At 71.4% G+C, this 17510-nt stretch carries 22 protein-coding genes; 16 read left to right on the forward strand and 6 right to left on the reverse strand.

Going from position 1 to position 17510, the window contains the following annotated elements:
- Nucleotides 1–7: 7 nt before the first annotated feature.
- Both JGS39_RS05820 and JGS39_RS05825 read right to left on the reverse strand, forming a co-directional pair.
- Nucleotides 8–1165: a S1C family serine protease gene (locus JGS39_RS05820; RefSeq protein ID WP_219567639.1), complete on the reverse strand. Its 1158-nt coding sequence runs from the start codon at nucleotides 1163–1165 to the stop codon at nucleotides 8–10.
- A 135-nt stretch (nucleotides 1166–1300) separates the two neighbouring features.
- Nucleotides 1301–2308 carry an NADP-dependent oxidoreductase gene (locus JGS39_RS05825; RefSeq protein WP_219567640.1) on the reverse strand — a complete coding sequence of 336 codons (1008 nt, stop codon included), beginning with the start codon at nucleotides 2306–2308 and terminating at the stop codon, nucleotides 1301–1303.
- A 70-nt stretch (nucleotides 2309–2378) separates the two neighbouring features.
- Between JGS39_RS05825 and JGS39_RS05830 the strand changes: the two genes are divergently transcribed.
- On the forward strand, nucleotides 2379–3527 hold the full coding sequence (locus tag JGS39_RS05830) for a GlxA family transcriptional regulator (RefSeq protein WP_236064067.1): 1149 nt from the start codon (nucleotides 2379–2381) through the stop codon (nucleotides 3525–3527).
- A gap of 36 nt (nucleotides 3528–3563) precedes the next feature.
- Here the strand turns inward: JGS39_RS05830 and JGS39_RS05835 are convergent, their stop codons facing one another.
- Together JGS39_RS05835 and JGS39_RS05840 are read right to left on the reverse strand one after the other, a co-directional pair.
- Nucleotides 3564–4625, reverse strand: coding sequence for a LacI family DNA-binding transcriptional regulator (locus JGS39_RS05835; RefSeq protein ID WP_219567641.1), 1062 nt, complete (start codon nucleotides 4623–4625; stop codon nucleotides 3564–3566).
- 24 nt (nucleotides 4626–4649) lie between these two features.
- Nucleotides 4650–5453 carry a response regulator transcription factor gene (locus tag JGS39_RS05840; RefSeq protein WP_219567642.1) on the reverse strand — a complete coding sequence of 268 codons (804 nt, stop codon included), beginning with the start codon at nucleotides 5451–5453 and terminating at the stop codon, nucleotides 4650–4652.
- A 301-nt stretch (nucleotides 5454–5754) separates the two neighbouring features.
- On the opposite strand from JGS39_RS05840, the gene JGS39_RS05845 reads away from it, so the two are divergent.
- From JGS39_RS05845 to JGS39_RS05875, 8 genes are all read left to right on the forward strand, one after another.
- Nucleotides 5755–6630, forward strand: coding sequence for an alpha/beta hydrolase (locus tag JGS39_RS05845; protein ID WP_219567643.1), 876 nt, complete (start codon nucleotides 5755–5757; stop codon nucleotides 6628–6630).
- 53 nt (nucleotides 6631–6683) lie between these two features.
- Nucleotides 6684–6938, forward strand: a complete 255-nt coding sequence (locus JGS39_RS05850) for a MoaD/ThiS family protein (protein ID WP_219567644.1) — start codon at nucleotides 6684–6686, stop codon at nucleotides 6936–6938.
- 10 nt (nucleotides 6939–6948) lie between these two features.
- Complete coding sequence (locus JGS39_RS05855) at nucleotides 6949–8379, forward strand: hypothetical protein (RefSeq protein WP_219567645.1); 1431 nt, start codon at nucleotides 6949–6951, stop codon at nucleotides 8377–8379.
- Between the two features lie 147 nt (nucleotides 8380–8526).
- Entirely contained in the window at nucleotides 8527–9222 is a 696-nt protein-coding gene (locus JGS39_RS05860; protein ID WP_219567646.1) for an LmeA family phospholipid-binding protein, read from the forward strand.
- A 214-nt stretch (nucleotides 9223–9436) separates the two neighbouring features.
- Nucleotides 9437–9544, forward strand: a complete 108-nt coding sequence (locus JGS39_RS41825; RefSeq protein ID WP_353961645.1) for a putative leader peptide — start codon at nucleotides 9437–9439, stop codon at nucleotides 9542–9544.
- A 169-nt stretch (nucleotides 9545–9713) separates the two neighbouring features.
- The gene (locus JGS39_RS05865; protein ID WP_219567647.1) at nucleotides 9714–10559 is read left to right on the forward strand and encodes a sulfurtransferase; all 846 of its coding nucleotides are present in this window, start codon (nucleotides 9714–9716) and stop codon (nucleotides 10557–10559) included.
- Between the two features lie 49 nt (nucleotides 10560–10608).
- A complete protein-coding gene (locus tag JGS39_RS05870; protein ID WP_018490348.1) occupies nucleotides 10609–10896 on the forward strand; it encodes a DUF1416 domain-containing protein in 288 nt (95 codons plus the stop codon).
- 159 nt (nucleotides 10897–11055) lie between these two features.
- Nucleotides 11056–11376, forward strand: coding sequence for a DUF3099 domain-containing protein (locus JGS39_RS05875; RefSeq protein ID WP_219567648.1), 321 nt, complete (start codon nucleotides 11056–11058; stop codon nucleotides 11374–11376).
- Between the two features lie 100 nt (nucleotides 11377–11476).
- Here JGS39_RS05875 and JGS39_RS05880 read toward each other — a convergent pair whose 3' ends face one another.
- Nucleotides 11477–11839 (reverse strand): DsrE family protein, encoded by a 363-nt coding sequence (locus JGS39_RS05880; RefSeq protein ID WP_219567649.1) that lies wholly within the window; start codon nucleotides 11837–11839, stop codon nucleotides 11477–11479.
- A 185-nt stretch (nucleotides 11840–12024) separates the two neighbouring features.
- Here JGS39_RS05880 and JGS39_RS05885 point away from each other — a divergent pair, with 185 nt between their 5' ends.
- The 4 genes from JGS39_RS05885 (at nucleotide 12025) to ygfZ (ending at nucleotide 14832) form a co-directional block, all read left to right on the forward strand.
- On the forward strand, nucleotides 12025–12480 hold the full coding sequence (locus tag JGS39_RS05885; protein WP_219567650.1) for a hypothetical protein: 456 nt from the start codon (nucleotides 12025–12027) through the stop codon (nucleotides 12478–12480).
- Between the two features lie 266 nt (nucleotides 12481–12746).
- Nucleotides 12747–13319, forward strand: a complete 573-nt coding sequence (locus JGS39_RS05890; protein WP_219567651.1) for a heme-binding beta-barrel domain-containing protein — start codon at nucleotides 12747–12749, stop codon at nucleotides 13317–13319.
- Nucleotides 13320–13383: 64 nt separating this feature from the next.
- The gene (locus JGS39_RS05895; protein WP_219567652.1) at nucleotides 13384–13845 is read left to right on the forward strand and encodes a Fur family transcriptional regulator; all 462 of its coding nucleotides are present in this window, start codon (nucleotides 13384–13386) and stop codon (nucleotides 13843–13845) included.
- A 21-nt stretch (nucleotides 13846–13866) separates the two neighbouring features.
- Nucleotides 13867–14832, forward strand: a complete 966-nt coding sequence (gene ygfZ, locus JGS39_RS05900) for a CAF17-like 4Fe-4S cluster assembly/insertion protein YgfZ (protein ID WP_219567653.1) — start codon at nucleotides 13867–13869, stop codon at nucleotides 14830–14832.
- 122 nt (nucleotides 14833–14954) lie between these two features.
- On the opposite strand, the gene dtd is transcribed toward ygfZ, so the two are convergent.
- A complete protein-coding gene (gene dtd, locus JGS39_RS05905; protein WP_148019466.1) occupies nucleotides 14955–15404 on the reverse strand; it encodes a D-aminoacyl-tRNA deacylase in 450 nt (149 codons plus the stop codon).
- A 117-nt stretch (nucleotides 15405–15521) separates the two neighbouring features.
- On the opposite strand from dtd, the gene JGS39_RS05910 reads away from it, so the two are divergent.
- From JGS39_RS05910 to JGS39_RS05920, 3 genes are all read left to right on the forward strand, one after another.
- A complete protein-coding gene (locus tag JGS39_RS05910; protein ID WP_219567654.1) occupies nucleotides 15522–16148 on the forward strand; it encodes an RsiG family protein in 627 nt (208 codons plus the stop codon).
- A 46-nt stretch (nucleotides 16149–16194) separates the two neighbouring features.
- Nucleotides 16195–17187: an asparaginase gene (locus JGS39_RS05915; protein ID WP_219567655.1), complete on the forward strand. Its 993-nt coding sequence runs from the start codon at nucleotides 16195–16197 to the stop codon at nucleotides 17185–17187.
- Between the two features lie 61 nt (nucleotides 17188–17248).
- Nucleotides 17249–17510: GNAT family N-acetyltransferase (locus tag JGS39_RS05920; RefSeq protein WP_219567656.1), on the forward strand; the 262-nt coding region annotated here is incomplete at its 3' end.

Here is a 17510-nt window from a genome sequence, read left to right on the forward strand (position 1 = left end):
GCGCGGCTCAGGAGCTGTCGCCGGCCCGCAGCGTGTCGAGGTCGGCCTTGAGGGTGTTCACCGGGATGGCGAAGCCGAGACCGACGCTGCCCGCACTGGAGCCGCTGGAACCGCTCGACGAACTGGCCGAGTACATGGCCGAGTTGATGCCGATGATCTCGCCGTTCATGTTGATCAGGGCGCCACCGGAGTTGCCCGGGTTCAGCGAGGCGTCGGTCTGGATGGCCTTGTACGTGGTGGTGGAGTCGCCGGTGTCGCCGTTGAACTGCTGTCCGCCGAACTCGAACGGCCACTGCTGCCCGCCGCCCTGTCCCTGACCCTGTCCCTGACCTTGTCCCTGGCTGCTGTCGGAGCCGCTGTCGCTGTCCTTGGCGACCGTGACATCGCGGTCGAGTGCGGACACGATGCCGCTGGTGACCGTGCCGGTGAGGCCCTCGGGCGAGCCGATCGCGACGACCTGGTCGCCGACGGCGACCTGGGAGGAGTCGCCCAGGGTGGCCGTCTTCAGGCCGCTCGCGCCCTGGAGCTTGATCAGCGCGAGGTCCTTGTCGGCGTCGGTGCCGACGATGTCGGCGTTGTACGTCTTGCCGGTGCTCAGCGTGACCTTGATGGACGAGGCACCCGCGATGACGTGGTTGTTGGTGACGATCTCGCCGTCCGACGTGATGACCACGCCGGAACCGGTGGACTGGCCCGAGGCCGACGTCGCGCCGATCTCGACGATCGTCGGCGAGAGCGCCGCGGCGACGCCGGAGACGGTGCCCTTGTTGCTCTGCGAGACGGTGGTGCCGGGGATGACGCTGCCGGCCGTACCGCCGGTGCCGTTGTCGGTGAGCTGCCCGATCACGGTGGCGGTGCCGCCGCCGACGATCGCGGCCGCGATGGCCACCGCCGCGAGGAGCGCGACGGGCCGGCGGGCCCGGCGGCGGGGCGCGGACGGTTCGGGTGCCGCCTGCGGCAGCCCGGGGAAGCCGTCTCCGCCGTGGCCGGCGCCACCGGAGCCGGCGGTGCCAGGGGCGGGCCACACGGTGGTGCCGGGGCCCATGGCGACCGGCTGGACCGGCTGGACGGGCTGGTATGACGGCGGCGGCGGGTAGGCCGCGTCTCCGTTGCCGTACGAGGGGTACATCGGGTACTCGCCGCTCGGGCGCTGGGTCTCTGTCATGTCTACGAGAGTGTCCAGCGAACATGAGAGGACCCTGAGTGCCCGCTGAGAAGCCCGGCAGAACCTCGTATGCCCGATATAAAGGTCCGTGCTCCGAGGTCCTGCAAGGATCCTCAGCTGAGGCCCTGCTGCGCCTCAGCGCACGGTGATGACCAACTTGCCCGTGGTGCGGCCCGTCTCCCCCAGGGCGTGGGCCCGGGCACCTTCGGCGAGAGGGAAGGTGCCGGAGACGTGGGCGCGGAGCCTGTCCCGGCCGACGAGTTCGGCGACGGCGCGCATTCCGGCGTGGTCGTGCTCGACGAGCAGAACGACAGCGCGGACCTGTGCCTTCTCCGCTGCGGCCCGGGTGTCCTTGCTGCTCGGCAGCAGGGAGACGAGGACGCCGCCGGGGCGCAGTACGCCCACGGAACGGGTGGCGGTCTCCCCGCCGAGGGTGTCCAGGACGATGTCGTAGGGCTCCTCCGCGTCGGTGAAGTCCTCGGAGCGGTAGTCGATGCAGGCATCCGCACCGAGCTCGCGCAGGAAGTCGTGCTTGGGCGCACTCGCCGTCCCGGTCACGTGAGCACCGCGCTCCTTGGCGATCTGTACGGCGAGATGGCCGACACCGCCGGCCGCGGCGTGGATCAGCACCCGCTGCCCGGCCCGGAGGTCCGCGGTCTCGACGAGGGCCTGCCAGGCGGTGAGCGCTGCCAGCGGCAGAGCGGCCGCCTGGACGTGGTCGATGCCGGCGGGCTTGGCGGCGAAGGCGCGGGTGGGGCCGGTCACGTACTCGGCGTGGGAGCCGGCTCCGTACGGGTAGGGCAGCATGCCGAACACCTCGTCACCGGGCCGGAAGAGGGTGACGCCGAAGCCGGTCTCCACCACGGTGCCGGAGACGTCCCAGCCGAGGGTCTGTGGCGGGGGCGGCAGGAAGACACTCATGGCGCGGTGCTTGAAGTCCGTGGGGTTGAGGCCGGCCGCGTGCACGGCGACGAGGATCTCCCCGGGACCGGGCGCGGGCCGCGGGAGCTCGGTCAGCCGCAGGACCTCGGGGCCGCCGAGGGCCGTCTGATGCAGGGCGAGCATCACCGGTGCACCCTTTGGGGCAGCCGGGTCCGCGGAGTCCTGGGGGACGAGGGTTTGAGGAGTGTCCGTCGAAGTCATGTGTCGATCCTGGCCCGTACGGTGCGGCCCGGGCGATGGCAAGAAGGTCATCCTCCGATACATTCCTGCCATGCCTCGCGACCTTGCCGCCCGCACCGACCACGCCGACCGCACCGACCGCACCGACCGCGCGGACGCCACCGACCGCGCGGAAGAAACCGACCGCGTGGACGACACGGCCCGCGCCGACCGTGCGGCTGCACTGGGCTGTCGGCTGCGGCCGGTTCCGCGGTCCGGCGCCCACAAGGTTGTCGTTCTTGCCCTCGACGGCGTCTACCCGTTCGAACTCGGCATCCCGCACCGGGTCCTGGGTTCCGCCGACGGACGCTACGAGGTGGTGTCCGCGAGCGTGGACGGGCAGTCCGTGCGAACCGACTCGGACCTGACGCTCACCCCCGGGCACGGTCCCGAGGTGCTGGACGAGGCGGACACCGTGGTCATCCCGCCGTACGCGATCTCGCCGGCCTTGGGTACGGCCCCGGATCCGCAGGCTCTCGCCGCCCTCGCCCGCGTCCGCCCCGGTACTCGTCTGGTGTCCATCTGCACCGGTGCCTTCCTGCTGGCAGCCGCCGGTCTCCTCGACGGGCGCCGGGCCACCACCCACTGGGCGCTCACCGACTACTTCCAGGAGCTCTTCCCCCGGGTCGAGGTCGACGCCGGGGTGCTCTTCGTCGACCACGGTGACGTGCTGACCTCCGCGGGGGCGGCGAGCGGTGTCGACGTCTGCCTGCATCTGGTGCGCCAGGACCACGGCAGTGAGGTGGCCAACCATGTCGCCCGCTGCTGCGTCGTGCCGCCGTACCGGGACGGCGGGCAGGCGCAGTACATCGAACGGCCCCTGCCGGCGGCGAGCGGCACCGGCACCGGGCCGACCCGCGACTGGGCGCTCCAGCGGCTTGAACTGCCACTGTCGCTGGGCGAACTGGCCGCGCAAGCGGCGATGAGCACCCGCACCTTCGCCCGGCGCTTCCAGGAGGAGACCGGTCTGAGCCCCGGCCGCTGGCTGACCCAGCAACGACTGCGGAGGGCACGGCACCTGCTGGAGTCCACCGACCTGCCGGTGGAACGGGTCGCCCACGAGGTCGGCTTCGCCACCGCCACCTCGCTGCGGCGGCACCTGGCGGCGGAGGCGGGGGTCGCCCCGTCCGCGTACCGGCGCACCTTCCGTGCCGCGGGCCCGGCCGCGGGTGACGACAGGAACATCAGGACCCGGGGCTGAAGCGACCGCAGGGCGCCCCCGGTCCCTCCCGGTGCCTTACGACAGGTTCTCAGCCGCGCGCTGCGCAGCCGGCGGCTCACCGCAGCCGCAGGAGCGCCGGACCACCAGCGCCGAGGGGAACTGCTTCAGCCGCTCCCGCCGCGAACCCGACACCCGCAGCGAGTCGTCCAGCACCAGGTCGACCGCGGCACGCGCCATCGCCGGGCGGTCGGAGAACACCGTCGTCAGCGGCGGGTCCGTCAGGCCGGCTTCCTTCACGTCGTCGAAGCCCGCCACCGCGAGCTCACCGGGCACGTCGATCCGCAGCTCGCGCGCGGCCCGCAGCACCCCGATGGCCTGGTCGTCCGTCGTGCAGAAGATCGCCGGCGGGCGGTCGGGGCCCGCGAGGAGCCCCAGGGCCACCTGGTAGGCGTCGTAACGGTTGTACGGGGACTGGAAGAGCCGGCCCTCGGTCGAGCGGCCCGACTCGTGCATCGCCCGGCGCCAGCCCTCGACGTGGTCGGCGACCGGGTCGCCGACCGACGGGGTCGACTCCATGCCGCCGAGACACGCGACGTACGCGTTGCCGTGTTCCAGCAGGTGGCGGGTGGCGAGCTGGGCGCCGCCGACGTCGTCCGTGACGACCGCGACGTCGTCGATCGCCTCGGGCCGCTCGTGCAGCAGCACGACCCGCGCGTCCCACGCCTCTATCTCCGCCGCCGCGCGCTCGCTCGGGCCCTGGCTGACCAGGATCAGGCCGGAGACCCGCATGCCGAGGAAGGCGCGCAAGTAGTGGACCTCGCGCTCGTCGCGGTAGTCGGAGTTGCCGACGAGCACCATTTTTCCGCGCTCGGCGGCGGCCTGTTCGACCGCGTGCGCCATCTCCGCGAAGAACGGCTGCCTCGCGTCCGGCACGATCATCCCTATGAGATCGGTCCGCCGCGAGGCCATCGCCTGGGCGACCCGGTCGGGCCGGTAGCCCAGCTCCTTGATCGCGGCGAGTACCCGCTCGCGCGTGGCCGGGGCGACCGGCCGGGGTCCGTTGTTGATGACGTAACTGACCACTGCGGTCGACGTCCCCGCCAGTCTCGCCACATCGTCCCGCGTCACCTTGGCCACGCGCGGCAGTCTACGCGGATGGAACTACTTCCCGGCAGGCCGGACCGGGGCTTCTTCCGTGACCTCGGCTACCTCCGGCTGCTCCGAACGGGTGAGGGTTTCGGTGGTCGACTTCGCGGCCGCCGACTTCGCCTCCTCGGCGGCGGCACGCTCGACCTTCTCCGGCGCGACGAAGCGGTAGCCCACGTTGCGGACGGTGCCGATGAGCGACTCGTGCTCGGGGCCGAGCTTGGCGCGCAGCCGCCGTACGTGGACGTCGACCGTGCGCGTACCGCCGAAGTAGTCGTAGCCCCAGACCTCCTGGAGCAGCTGGGCGCGGGTGAAGACCCGGCCCGGGTGCTGCGCCAGGTACTTGAGCAGTTCGAATTCCTTGAAGGTCAGGTCCAGGACCCGGCCCTTGAGCTTCGCGCTGTACGTGGCCTCGTCCACCGAGAGATCACCGTTGCGGATCTCCATCGGGGAGTCGTCGGCGGTGATCTGCTGCCGGCCGGTGGCCAGCCGCAGCCGCGCCTCGACCTCGGCGGGGCCCGCCGTGTCCAGCAGCACGTCGTCGATGCCCCAGTCCGCGGTGACGGCCGCGAGGCCGCCCTCCGTGACGACGAGGATCAGCGGACAGCCGGGTCCGGTGGACCGCAGCAGCTGACAGAGCGAGCGGACCTGCGGCAGGTCTCGCCGCCCGTCGACGAGGATGACGTCGGCACCGGGGGTGTCGACGAGAGCGGGGCCTTCGGCGGGAGCCACCCGCACGCTGTGCAGCAGGAGGCCGAGGGCGGGAAGCACCTCCGTCGACGGTTGGAGGGCATTCGTCAGGAGCAGCAGTGAACTCATCGCCGCCCACCTGCCTGGTTCGTCGGTCGATGATCGTGCACGGTTGGCTCGCCCATTACGTCGGTCCTCCTCGTTCCCTGCGAGAGGGGCACTCCCGGGTCGGACCCGGGGGAGTATGCGGCACTGCTTCGTACGCTTTTTCGTGTGCGGTCGTACGACGTTTCGTCATACGGCCTTTACTCGTGCGGCCCGCGCCCAGGACCGCTGAGCTTGTCGAAACGTCGTCGTAACAACGCGCGGAATGCACAAAAGGACCCGGGGGCTGCATTGCCCGGATCCTCTTCCCGCCAGAATAGCCCACATGACTTCTGTGTCCGAGGGGCGATTTCGGAGTTCCTCTGTTCCCTTGATCACGCACGGTCCGCTGCGGACCACATTGCGGGCCGATGACGGGGTCCTCATCGAGGCGGTGTACGACCCGTGTACGGGAGATGGAGCCGCCGGCCCGGGGGCCGGCGGCTCCGGTACGGCGATCGTGGTCGCGCACGGATTCACCGGTTCGGCCGACCGCCCCGCGGTGCGGCGTGCCGCGGAGGTGTTCTCGCAGCGTGCGGCAGTGGTCACGTTCTCCTTCCGGGGGCACGGACGCTCCGGCGGACGGTCCACGGTGGGCGACCGCGAGGTGCTGGATCTGGCGGCCGCCGTGGCCTGGGCGCGGTCGCTCGGACACACGCGGATCGTTACGGCCGGGTTCTCGATGGGCGGTTCCGTGGTGCTGCGGCACGGGGCGCTGTATACGGCCCCCGGAGGGGCGGGGGAGCCCGAGGGGCGCACGGAAGCGCGTGGGGAGGCGCATGCGGACGCGGTGGTGTCCGTGAGTGCTCCAGCGCGCTGGTACTACCGGGGGACGGCCCCGATGCGCCGCCTGCACTGGATGGTCACCCGCCCCACGGGCCGGCTCGTCGGACGGTACGGCTTCCGCACCCGGATCGACCGCGACGAGTGGGACCCGGTCCCGCTCTCCCCGGTCGAGGCCGCCGGCCGGATCGCCCCGGCCCCGCTCCTGATCGTGCACGGCGACCGGGACCCGTACTTCCCGCTCGACCACCCGCGGATGCTCGCCGCCGCGGCGGGCGGGGCCGCCGAGCTGTGGCTGGAGCCCGGCATGGGCCACGCGGAGAACGCGGCGGACGAGACCTTGCTCACCCGCATCGCCGACTGGGCGATGACGCGGTGAACCATGATGGACAGCCGACGCGTGAGCTGACGCGAGACGAGAGGAGTGCCGCCATGCCTGCGGGAACCATCCGCTACTGGGCAGCTGCCAAGGCCGCGGCCGGAACCGCGGAGGAGCCGTACACCGCTGCGACGCTCAAAGAGGCGCTCGACGGGGTACGGGAACGGCACCCCGGCGAGCTGAGCCGCGTACTGCAAAGGTGTTCGTTCCTCATCGACGGTGACCCCGTCGGGACCCGGAGCCATGAGACCGTACGCCTTGCCGAGGGCGGCACGGTCGAGGTGCTCCCGCCGTTCGCAGGAGGGTGAACCGCAGAACATGAGCAGCAGCGATCAGCAGCAGCCGTACCCGCACCAGCAGCAGCCGCCATATCCGCAGCCGCAGTATCCGTACGGGCAGGAGCCGCAGCAGCAGCAACAACAGCAACAGCAACAGTCGTACGGGGACCCTGCGTACGGCGACGCCTCGTACGGCGACGCTTCCTACGGCGACGCCTCGTACGACGGCCGGGCGTACTCCGGCCAGGGTTACGCGGACCCCTCGTACGGGCAGCAGGCGCCCTACGCGGGCGGTGCGGCGCCGTACGGGACGCCGGGCGGGTACGACGCGCACCCGCCCCAGCAGGCCGCTCCGTACCCGCAGCAGGGCTCGCCCGCCCCGCAGGTCCCGCAGGCGCAGCCCGGGACCGGCTGGCCGGCCGGGGAGCAGGGTGTCGCCCAGACCTGGGAGGGCCAGACCTGGGACACGCAGTACCAGCCGACGATCCGGCCCGGCGAGCCCGCAGGCCCCGTGCAGCCCGCCGCTCCTGTGCAGCCCGCTCCCGTGCAGCCCGCCGAGGACACCGCGTACCTGGCGCCGTTGCAGGGTGCCTCCGGCTCGTACCCGCTGCCTCCCGAGGCCCGGGCCGCGCCTGCCACGCCCGCCCCGGCCCCCGTGGCTCCCGCGCAGGGCGAGGACGGCTACAGCGCGCCGACCACCCTGGGCAACAGCCGCATCACCGACGCCCAGCGCGCCCGCGCCGAGGGCCGCTCGCCGATCATCGCGCCCGGGATGCAGCCGGCCGCGATCACCGCGGGACTCGGGCTGCTGCTCGCGCTGGGCGCGGCCGTCGGGCCGTACGCCCTCGTCGTGCCGCTGGTCCTGCTCCAGGCGGTGACCGCGGCCGGGTGGTTCCGGCTCAACGGCATGTGGCCGGCCCGGCAGGGCATCGCGCTCGCCTTCGCGGGCGGCCTCGTCGCCGATGTGGCGCTGCTCGCGGCCGGCCGGGAGAACGGTCCGGCAGCGATCCTGGGCACCCTCGGTGTGTGGGTGCTGCTCACCGTCGTGCTCCAGCTGCGCAGCCGGGCCGGTGCCGACGAACGGATGCAGGGGCTGATGGCCACGGTCGCCTCGGCCGCGCTCGCGGTGCTCGCCACCGGCCACCTCGCGGCCGTCCCGGACGCCGTCACGGCCGGCGGTGTGGCCGTCGCCGCGGCGGTGCTCGTCCGGGCGCTGCCGCTGCCCGGACCGGCCTCGGTCGTGGCGGCGCTCGTCGTCGCCGCGGGTGCCGGTGCGGTGGGCGGTGCCGTCACCGACCTGGGGGCCAAGGGTGCGCTGCTCGGCCTCGCGGCCGGGGGCTGCGCGCTGATCGGGCTGCGGGTGGCGAGCTATGACTACCCGTCACGCTTCGTGCACATGACCGCGGGTGTGGCCCTGCCGCTCACCGCGGCCGCCCCGGCCGTCTATCTGGTCGGGCGCATGGTCGCGTAGCCCGTACCGCGTCACCCGGCCTGCCGAAGCCCTCCACGGGGAACCGTTGGGGGGCTTCCGCACGTCGATCACCCGGGGCGTGACGTGTGGCCGCAGTAGGCTCACGGCGCCAGGGATCCGATGGATGTGGCGCGGGGGAGGACAGGCATGCGTGCACTGCGAATACTGCTGATCGTCGTGGTGGTTCTGGCCGGGGTGTTCATAGCGGTGGACCGTGCGGCGGTGTACTTCGCAGAGTCGGAGGCGGCGGACCGGGTGGTGGTCCCCGGGGCGCGGACCGGGTCGACGGACGTCTCCATCAAGGGTTTCCCGTTCCTCACCCAGGTCGCCGGATCGGAACTCGACGAGGTCGACGTGAAGGTCACCGGGATCGAGGCGACCGCCGGTGGCCGCGCGCTCCGGATCAGCAGCATGGAAGCCGAACTGCACCAGGTGCGGCTGACGGACGGCTTCTCGGGAGCCACGGCCGCCCGGGCCAGTGGCACGGCCGTCATCTCGTACGAGGACCTGACGAAGGCCGCCGCCGACGGTGTCGTCGTCGAGTACGGCGGTGACGGCAAGGTGAAGGTGACCGGCACGGTCGCCCTCCCCGTCGTCGGCCGGACGGTCTCGCGCAGCGTCCTGTCCACCGTCACCCTGGTCGACGGCCACACCGTGCGGGTGCACGCGGACAAGGTGCCGGGCGAGGGCATCCCCGGGCTCGAAGGGCTCGTGCGTGAGAAGACCGACTTCGAGCGCGAGGTGGGCAGACTGCCGAACGGCCTGAAGCTGGAGAAGATCCAGCCGACCGCCGACGGGCTGGAGATCTCGGTGACGGGCGCCGACGTCCGCCTCGCCGGATAACTCCCGTCGCGGCCGGGTAGGGGCCCCGTACGGCCCGTTCCGCCACATGCTGAGACGGACCAGTCCGTTCCGTAGATGGCCGAGGCGTTCCACGCCCGGGACGGCGCTCCCGAGGAGCCGCGAACCTCTCACGCGTCTCACACTGCGGACGATCGTGTCTCAATATGCGACACAACGGTGACATGTCCGCCCGTACGTCCCTACGATCGGACCCATGCAGTGCTCTATTAGCGGTCTCCCGCAGCGGGGACAGGCGGATCTCACGAAGCGGCGGGCAGTGGACCTGTGCCGCGTCGCCGCCATGCTCTGTCGCACTGTCTGAGCGGGATCCGTCGGATTTCCCGCATTCAAGGCCCTTCGACCGCTCGTCGGGGCCATCCCGCGTGGCACCCGTGCACGCGCCGAAACCGGGCCGCGTACATCCGGATCACCACGCACCATCGCGCACCACTCGCATCATCCCGCCGCAGACTGCCCCGGAGGAGAACAGAATGAGCCGCAGTGACGTCCTGGTAGACGCCGACTGGGTCGAGGCCCACATCGACGACCCGAAGGTCGCCATCGTCGAGGTCGACGAGGACACCTCCGCGTACGAGAAGAACCACATCAAGAACGCGATCCGGATCGACTGGACCAAGGACCTCCAGGACCCGGTCCGCCGCGACTTCATCGACCAGGCCGGCTTCGAGGAGCTGCTGTCGAAGAAGGGCATCGGCAACGACACCACGGTCGTTCTCTACGGCGGCAACAACAACTGGTTCGCGTCCTACGCGTTCTGGTACTTCAAGCTCTACGGTCACCAGGACGTCCGCCTGCTCGACGGCGGCCGCAAGAAGTGGGAGCTCGACTCCCGCGACCTGGTCGACGGCGACCAGATCCCGTCCCGCCCGGCCGCGCAGTACAAGGCCCAGCCGCAGGACGAGTCGATCCGCGCCTACCGCGACGACGTCGTGAAGGCCATCGGCAGCCAGAACCTGGTCGACGTGCGCTCGCCCGACGAGTTCAGCGGCAAGCTGCTCGCCCCGGCCCACCTCCCGCAGGAGCAGTCGCAGCGCCCCGGCCACGTGCCGAGCGCCCGCAACATCCCGTGGTCGAAGAACGCCAACGACGACGGCACCTTCAAGTCGGACGACGAGCTCAAGGCCCTCTACGAGGCCGAGCAGGTCGACCTGTCGAAGGACACCATCGCCTACTGCCGCATCGGTGAGCGCTCCGCGCTCACCTGGTTCGTGCTGCACCAGCTGCTCGGCCAGGAGAACGTCAAGAACTACGACGGTTCGTGGACCGAGTACGGCTCCCTCGTGGGCGTGCCGATCGAGCTCGGCGCCAACAAGTAACCCGTACGACCTGGACCAGCACGACCCCCGACCAGAAGGACAGAACGCCATGTGTGGAGCAAAGGCCGGCGGCCCCGACGCTTCGACGATCAAGCCCGGTGAGACCACCATCCAGGGCAGCGTGACCCGCGACGGCGAGCCCGTCACCGGTTACGTCCGTCTGCTGGACTCGACCGGCGAGTTCACCGCCGAGGTCCCGACCTCGGCGACCGGACAGTTCCGCTTCTACGCGGCCGAGGGCACCTGGACGCTGCGCGCCCTCGTCCCCGGCGGCAGCGCCGACCGCACGGTCGTGGCGCAGACGGGCGGCCTCTCCGAGGTGGCCATCGCCGTCTAGCGGTCACTGTCTCGGCGCTGCCGACGACCGGCCGAAGGGCCGTACCCCAGGGGGTTGGACGCTTCCTGCAAACGGGGTACGGCCCTTCGTGCCGTCCGGGCAGGGAACCGGTGCCGTCCAGAACCGGCCGGGCGGGCGGATCGGGCCTACGCTGGAAGCATGTACCGCCGACGCCGGCGCGCCTACTTCGTGATGATGGGGATCTGTCTGGTCCTCTTCGTCTCCGCCTGGGCCTTCGTGAGGCTCTGGTCGATGCCCGCCGCCATCGCGATGTGCGTGGTCGCGATGGTGATACCGCCCGTCGCGGCGATGGTCGCCAACCGGAAGGGCCCGGAGGACCGCTGGTGGGACGACCCCGCGGCCGCGCCGCCCCGGCCTCCGTCCCGGCCGCGCGCGCGTCCGGGCAAGGGCGAAGCGACCGGTGATCCGGAGTCGGACGCGTGGTGGGACGAACTCGACGGGAAGAAGCGCCGCCAGTGAGGGGCGCCGTGCGCGTATGCCTAGCCGGTCAGTGGACGTGCGTGGGTGCCTGTCCGCGCCGAGCTGGACGTGCGCGTGTGCCTGTCCGGGGCGGTGAACGTCAGTAGACGAGCGCCTGGACGCCGTCGGCCATGATCTCGCTGACGAAGACCTGCGCTCCGGCGATCCGTACGCCATCCAGGACGTCCTGCTCGGTGATGTCCCGGCGGGCCGCGCACTGGGTGCAGAGCGTGATCTGTCCGCCCGCCTGAATCGACTCGATCAGATCCGGCAGCGGCGCCGCGTGCGGCAGTTCGAACTCGGCGGCACGCCCCGGCAGCGCGAACCAGGCGGACTCCCCGGTCAGCCAGAGCGAGACCTCCACGCCGCTGGCGACGGCGACCGCCGCGACGGTGAACGCCTGGGAACAGCGCTCGGCGGAGTCGGCACCTGCGGTCACCTTGATCACGAGCTTCTTCGGCATATGTCGAACTGTAATCCCAGTGCGCACACCCTCGTTGAGGCCCGGCGGGTCAGTGGGGTGCGCAGATCACGGAATCTGCGCCTCAGGTCTCGTGGGGGGACCCATTCTGAATCCGAAAGACACCATTCCTGCTGTTCCGGGCCCTGGCCGGAGCGACGGCCGACATGGAGCTGAGAGGCGGGTGGGTGAGCACGCGGCAGTTCGTGTCGGAGTACGAGAATGACTTCCGCGCCGACATCACCACCACGCTGCGCGACGGGGCGCTGCGCCACATCGCGGCGCGCGGCTGGACCATGCCGGACGGCACGTCGAGCCGGGTCCATCTGCTCCAGTTCAACTCGACCGCCTTCGCCGACGCGTTCCGCGACGACTGCTCCATAGGACCGACGGCGGGCCATCCGCTGGCAGGTGTGGCCGATACGGACCTCGACGAGTCGTGGTCGGGCGGCGGGAAGGTGGCGGACACCTCGTCCTACGTGTTCACCGAAGCGAAGCCCTATGGCGCCGCCCAGGCGCGGCAGGCGTATCTGGTCGCCGGCGACACTGTCGCCCTGATCGTCCAGTCCCGCAAGGGAAGCGGCGGAACGCCGCGCGTGCCCTTCCACCAGACCGTGATCCTGCAGAACCAGCTGCTGGGCTGACCGCTCCGCGGCACGCCCCGAACCGGCGGGCCGGGACCCCACCCATTAGGCTGGGGCCCGGCCCTGTACTGCCGCCATACCGCTCGTTCAAGGAGCTCCCGTGCTTGAGGCATTCTTCTCCGCCCTGCTGGTCCTGGTCTGCGTCGGCGTTCTCGCCTTCGCCGGCTTGACCGTGAAGAAGCTGTACCAGGGTCAGCGCTGAACCCCCTTCCTCATCCGGCGCCCCTGCCTCCCGCCTTCCGCCTCACAGATCGATTGAGCCGTTCATGATCGAGATCCCGTCCGACCTCCACCCGGACCTCGTCCCGCTGGCCTTCCTGCTGGGCAACTGGGCGGGCGCGGGTGTGTCCGACTTCCCCGGCGCCGAGAAGTGCAACTTCGGCCAGGAGGTCTCCTTCAGCCACGACGGCCGGGACTTCCTGGAGTACGTCTCGCACTCCTGGGTGCTCGACGCCGAGGGCAACAAGGTCAGGCCGCTGGAGTCCGAGTCCGGTTACTGGCGCATCGACAAGGACCGCAAGGTCGAGGTCGTCATGGTCCGCGACCAGGGCGTCATCGAGATCTGGTACGGCGAGCTGGGCCACCAGAAGCCGCAGATCGACCTGGTCACCGACGCGGTGGCCCGGACGGCGGCTTCCGGCCCGTACAACGGTGGCAAGCGGCTCTACGGCTACGTGAAGAGCGACCTCATGTGGGTGGGCGAGAAGTCCACGCCCGAGGTCGAGCTGCGGCCGTACATGTCGGCGCACCTGAAGAAGGTCGTCACCCCGGAAGAGGTCGCGGCGATGGCGAAGAGCCTCGGCGACCTGCCGGACGACGGAATCGCGTTCTTCAAGTAGCCCACGAGGCGCATTTCCGGCGGACAGCCGGGTGACGGGCCGGCCCGGATCTACACTGGAGCCTGTGGTGAGCACCGACTGGAAGACCGATCTTCGGCAGCGCGGCTACCGGCTGACGCCGCAGCGGCAGCTTGTCCTGGAAGCCGTGGACACGCTGGAACACGCGACGCCCGACGACATCCTGTCCGAGGTGCGCCGGACCGCGTCCGGAGTGAACATCTCCACCGTGTACCGGACCCTGGAGCTCCTTGAGGAGCTGGATCTGGTCAGCCACGCCCATCTGGGCCACGGCGCTCCGACCTATCACCTGGCCGACCGCCACCACCACATCCATCTGGTCTGCCGGGACTGCACGAACGTCATCGAGGCCGATGTCGACGTCGTCGCCGAGTTCACCGAGAAGCTGCGCGGCACGTTCGGCTTCGAGACGGACATGAAGCACTTCGCGATCTTCGGCCGCTGCGCCGACTGCACGGCGAAGTCGGCCGGAGCGATGACCGGTCCGGCCGCCGGGCCCCAGCCCTAGACCGAGTCGTACGCTGGTCGCATGAAGAGCCCCCTGCTGTCCCTGCCCGGCGCCGTCCCCGCCGAGGGTCGCGACGAAGGCGTCGCCGCGCACTACGGCGACCTGTTCCGTGAGCAGCGCGCCCTCGCCGACGGCTCCGGTCTCGTCGACCTCTCGCACCGCGGGGTCGTCACCGTCACCGGGAGCGACCGGCTGGCCTGGCTGCATCTCCTGATCACCCAGCACGTCAGCGAGCTGGCCCCGGGCCGGGCCACCGAGTCCCTGATCCTCACGGCGAACGGGCACATCGAGCACGCCCTGTATCTCGTCGACGACGGCGAGACCGTGTGGATGCACGTCGAGCCGGGCACCCAGGGCGAGTTGATCGCCTATCTGGAGTCGATGAAGTTCTTCTACCGCGTCGAGGTCGCCGACCGTACCGAGGACTTCGCGGTCGTGTACCTGCCGGCCGGCTCCATCGCGGAGGTCCCCGACGGCGCGACCGTGCGGGAGACGCCGTACGGCCGCGATCTGTTCCTGCCCCGCGAGGGCCTGGAGGCGTTCGCGGCGGCGCACGGCCCGGCCGCCGGGGTGCTGGCCTACGAGGCGCTGCGCGTAGAGGGCCACCGTCCGCGGCTCGGGTTCGAGACGGATCACCGCACCATCCCGCACGAGCTGGGCTGGATCGGCACCGCCGTCCACCTCCAGAAGGGCTGCTACCGGGGCCAGGAGACGGTGGCCCGGGTGCAGAACCTCGGCAAGCCGCCGCGGCGCCTGGTCTTCCTGCACCTGGACGGCAGCGAGGTGCTGCTGCCGGGGCACGGCACCCCGGTGCGGCTGGCCGCGGACGGGGCTGAGGGCCGTCAGCTCGGCTTCATCACCACGTCCGCCCGCCACCACGAGCTGGGGCCGATCGCGCTGGCCCTGGTGAAGCGGAACGTGGCGGTGGACGCGGAGCTGCTGGCGGGCGACACGGCGGCGGCCCAGGAGACGGTCGTCGAACCGTAGGGCCCGACCGGCGTACCCGTCGGCTCGGGCCCCGTCGGCGTGCCTGCCGCGTCCGGCTCGGGCCCGTCGGCGTACCTGCCACGTCCGGCTCGGGCCTCGTCGGCGTACTTGCCGCCTCCGGCTCAGACCTCGACGATGACGGTGAACGGGCCGTGGTTCGTGAGCGAGACCCGCATGTCCGCTCCGAACCGGCCCGTCTCCACCTGCGCGCCCAGGGCCCGCAGCTGCGCCACGACCTCGTCGACCAGCGGCTCGGCGATCTCGCCGGGGGCCGCGGCGTTCCACGTGGGCCGGCGGCCCTTGCGGGCATCCCCGTAGAGAGTGAACTGTGAAATCACCAGAAGTGGTGCATTCACATCGGAGCAGGACTTCTCGCCCTCCAGGATGCGGACCGACCACAGCTTGCGGGCGAGCTGGGCCGCCTTCTCCGCGGTGTCGCCGTGGGTCACTCCCACCAGCACACACAGGCCCTCGCCGACGATTTCGCCGACGACCGCCGAACCGCCGCCCTCGCCCCCGGCGTCCGCCACCGTGACGCTCGCACCGTCCACCCTCTGTACCACTGCACGCATACAGACCAACCTATCTTGGGCTGAACGGGTACAGAGCATCTCCACGGGACCCCTCGGAGTGGCACGATGCACAGGAGGCGGTGTGCCGACGCACCGGTCGAGGGGATGGACACAAGCATGAGCATGCATGGAACCGGGCAGTCCCCGGGCGCAGTGCCGGTCGCGCACCCCGGCGTCAACAACAATGCCTCTGTGGGTGCGAGCACCATGCGCCCACCCGTGCAGCGGACCGGGCACGGCTCCGAGGAGGGGCCCGCCGCATCGGCCCCGCGCGATCTGCGTGCCCTGCGGCTGCCGGAGCTGCGCACGCTGCGGCGGGACGCGCAGCGGGACGAGGCGGACCTCAGCTACGTGCGGCGGCTCGTCCAGGGGCGCATCGACATCCTGCGGGCCGAGCTGGCGCGGCGGCGGGACCCGGAGTCCCCGGTGGTGGACCGGCTCTCGGAGATCCTCGCCGACACCCCGTCGCTGCACCGCTCCTCCGCACGGCACGTCACGCTGAGCACGCCGCGCAGCGACGAGTACCGGAAGCTCGCGGCGGAGACGCTGGCCGAGGTCGAACTCTCCGACCTCGACGCCCGGACGGACGAAGAGCTGCACACCGCGATGGGACGCCTGGTCCGCTACGAACAGCAGGTCTCCCGACGCCGCTTCCGGCTCCAGCGCACCGCGGACGATTGCAGTGCGGAGATCGCCCGCAGGTACCGTGACGGGGAAGCACAAGTAGACGACCTGCTCGCCTGAAGCGACCCTTCCGGAGGCGGGTCCCGCCCGTCCCCGGAAGGCCACCATGACCTCCAGCGCAGCCCCGTCGTCCCCGTCCGGCATATCCGGCCGGGCCCCCCTTCTGCCCGTGCTGGCCGAGGTCGTCCGGTCCGGCTTCGTCGAGGGGCACCATCGGGGCTCCCTGGTCGTCCTGGCCGCGGACGGCAGCGTGGAGATGTCCCTGGGTGATCCGGCGGCCCCGGTCTTCCCGCGCTCCTCCAACAAGCCGATGCAGGCCGCCGCGGTGCTCCGGGCCGGTCTCGACCTGTCGGGGGAGCGGCTGGCGCTGGCCGCCGCGAGCCATTCGGGTGAGGGCTTCCACCTCGATCTGGTACGCAAGATGCTCACCGAGCACGGGCTGTCGGCCGACGATCTGCAGACCCCGCCCGATCTGCCGCTGGACCCGGTGGAGGCGGAGACGTATCTCGCGGCGGGTCACGTCCGGGAGCGGATCACGATGAACTGCTCGGGCAAGCACGCGGCGATGCTCGCGGTGTGCCTGCACAACGGCTGGGACCCGGCCACGTACCTCGACCCGGCCCACCCGCTCCAGCAGCTGGTCCACCGGGTCGTGGAGGAGGCGGCGGGCGAGCCGGTCGCCGCGGTCGGGACGGACGGCTGCGGCGCGCCGCTGATGGCGCTCTCCCTGGTGGGCCTCGCGCGGGCGTTCCGTACGTTCGTCACGGCGGAGCAGGGCACGGCGGAGCGCCGGGTGGCGGACGCGATGCGCGCCCATCCCGAGTACGTGGCCGGCACCCGTCGCCCCGACACCTGGCTGATGCGGGAGGTGCCGGGGACGCTGTCCAAGATGGGCGCCGAGGCGGTCCAGGCGGTGGCGCTGGCGGACGGCCGGGCACTGGCCTTCAAGATCGACGACGGATCGACCCGGGCACTCGGCCCCGTACTGGCCCGTGCGCTGGGCCTGCTCGGCGTCGAGGCCCCGGTGGTGTCGCGGATCGGCCGGGCGCCGCTGATGGGCGGCAGCGCGGAGGTCGGGGAGATCCGGGCGGCGTTCTGAGGGCCGGCGGCCCCTGGAAAAGCGGGCGACATCCCTCGCCCTCGTGTCTAGCGTGGGGCGGATGAGCCCTCTCGACGCCCGCCCCCTCGACATCCGCCCCATCACCGACTCCGAGCTCCACGACTGGCTGCGCGCCCTGAACACCGGCTTCCTGCGCGCGCCGACACCGTCGGACGAGGAGGTGGCGGGCCGGTTGCCGTATCTGGACCTGGCTCGCACGCAGGGGGTGTTCGACGAGGGGCGGTGCGTGGCGACGTTCCGGTCGTTCGCGCAGGAACTGACGGTCGTCGGCGGCGCCACGGTGCCGACGGACGCGGTCACCA

It is taken from the genome of Streptomyces poriferorum (genome assembly GCF_019399235.1).
In the GTDB taxonomy this organism is placed as follows: Bacteria; Actinomycetota; Actinomycetes; order Streptomycetales; family Streptomycetaceae; genus Streptomyces; species Streptomyces poriferorum.

Coding starts and splice junctions, on each gene's coding strand:
- JGS39_RS05820 (WP_219567639.1), bottom strand. CDS start 1,165: ATGACAGAGACCCAGCGCCCGAGCGGCGAGTACCCGATGTACCCCTCG.
- JGS39_RS05825 (WP_219567640.1), bottom strand. CDS start 2,308: ATGACTTCGACGGACACTCCTCAAACCCTCGTCCCCCAGGACTCCGCG.
- JGS39_RS05830 (WP_236064067.1), top strand. CDS start 2,379: ATGCCTCGCGACCTTGCCGCCCGCACCGACCACGCCGACCGCACCGAC.
- JGS39_RS05840 (WP_219567642.1), bottom strand. CDS start 5,453: ATGAGTTCACTGCTGCTCCTGACGAATGCCCTCCAACCGTCGACGGAG.
- JGS39_RS05845 (WP_219567643.1), top strand. CDS start 5,755: ATGACTTCTGTGTCCGAGGGGCGATTTCGGAGTTCCTCTGTTCCCTTG.
- JGS39_RS05850 (WP_219567644.1), top strand. CDS start 6,684: ATGCCTGCGGGAACCATCCGCTACTGGGCAGCTGCCAAGGCCGCGGCC.
- JGS39_RS05855 (WP_219567645.1), top strand. CDS start 6,949: ATGAGCAGCAGCGATCAGCAGCAGCCGTACCCGCACCAGCAGCAGCCG.
- JGS39_RS05860 (WP_219567646.1), top strand. CDS start 8,527: ATGCGTGCACTGCGAATACTGCTGATCGTCGTGGTGGTTCTGGCCGGG.
- JGS39_RS41825 (WP_353961645.1), top strand. CDS start 9,437: ATGCAGTGCTCTATTAGCGGTCTCCCGCAGCGGGGACAGGCGGATCTC.
- JGS39_RS05865 (WP_219567647.1), top strand. CDS start 9,714: ATGAGCCGCAGTGACGTCCTGGTAGACGCCGACTGGGTCGAGGCCCAC.
- JGS39_RS05870 (WP_018490348.1), top strand. CDS start 10,609: ATGTGTGGAGCAAAGGCCGGCGGCCCCGACGCTTCGACGATCAAGCCC.
- JGS39_RS05875 (WP_219567648.1), top strand. CDS start 11,056: ATGTACCGCCGACGCCGGCGCGCCTACTTCGTGATGATGGGGATCTGT.
- JGS39_RS05880 (WP_219567649.1), bottom strand. CDS start 11,839: ATGCCGAAGAAGCTCGTGATCAAGGTGACCGCAGGTGCCGACTCCGCC.
- JGS39_RS05890 (WP_219567651.1), top strand. CDS start 12,747: ATGATCGAGATCCCGTCCGACCTCCACCCGGACCTCGTCCCGCTGGCC.
- ygfZ (WP_219567653.1), top strand. CDS start 13,867: ATGAAGAGCCCCCTGCTGTCCCTGCCCGGCGCCGTCCCCGCCGAGGGT.
- dtd (WP_148019466.1), bottom strand. CDS start 15,404: ATGCGTGCAGTGGTACAGAGGGTGGACGGTGCGAGCGTCACGGTGGCG.
- JGS39_RS05910 (WP_219567654.1), top strand. CDS start 15,522: ATGAGCATGCATGGAACCGGGCAGTCCCCGGGCGCAGTGCCGGTCGCG.
- JGS39_RS05915 (WP_219567655.1), top strand. CDS start 16,195: ATGACCTCCAGCGCAGCCCCGTCGTCCCCGTCCGGCATATCCGGCCGG.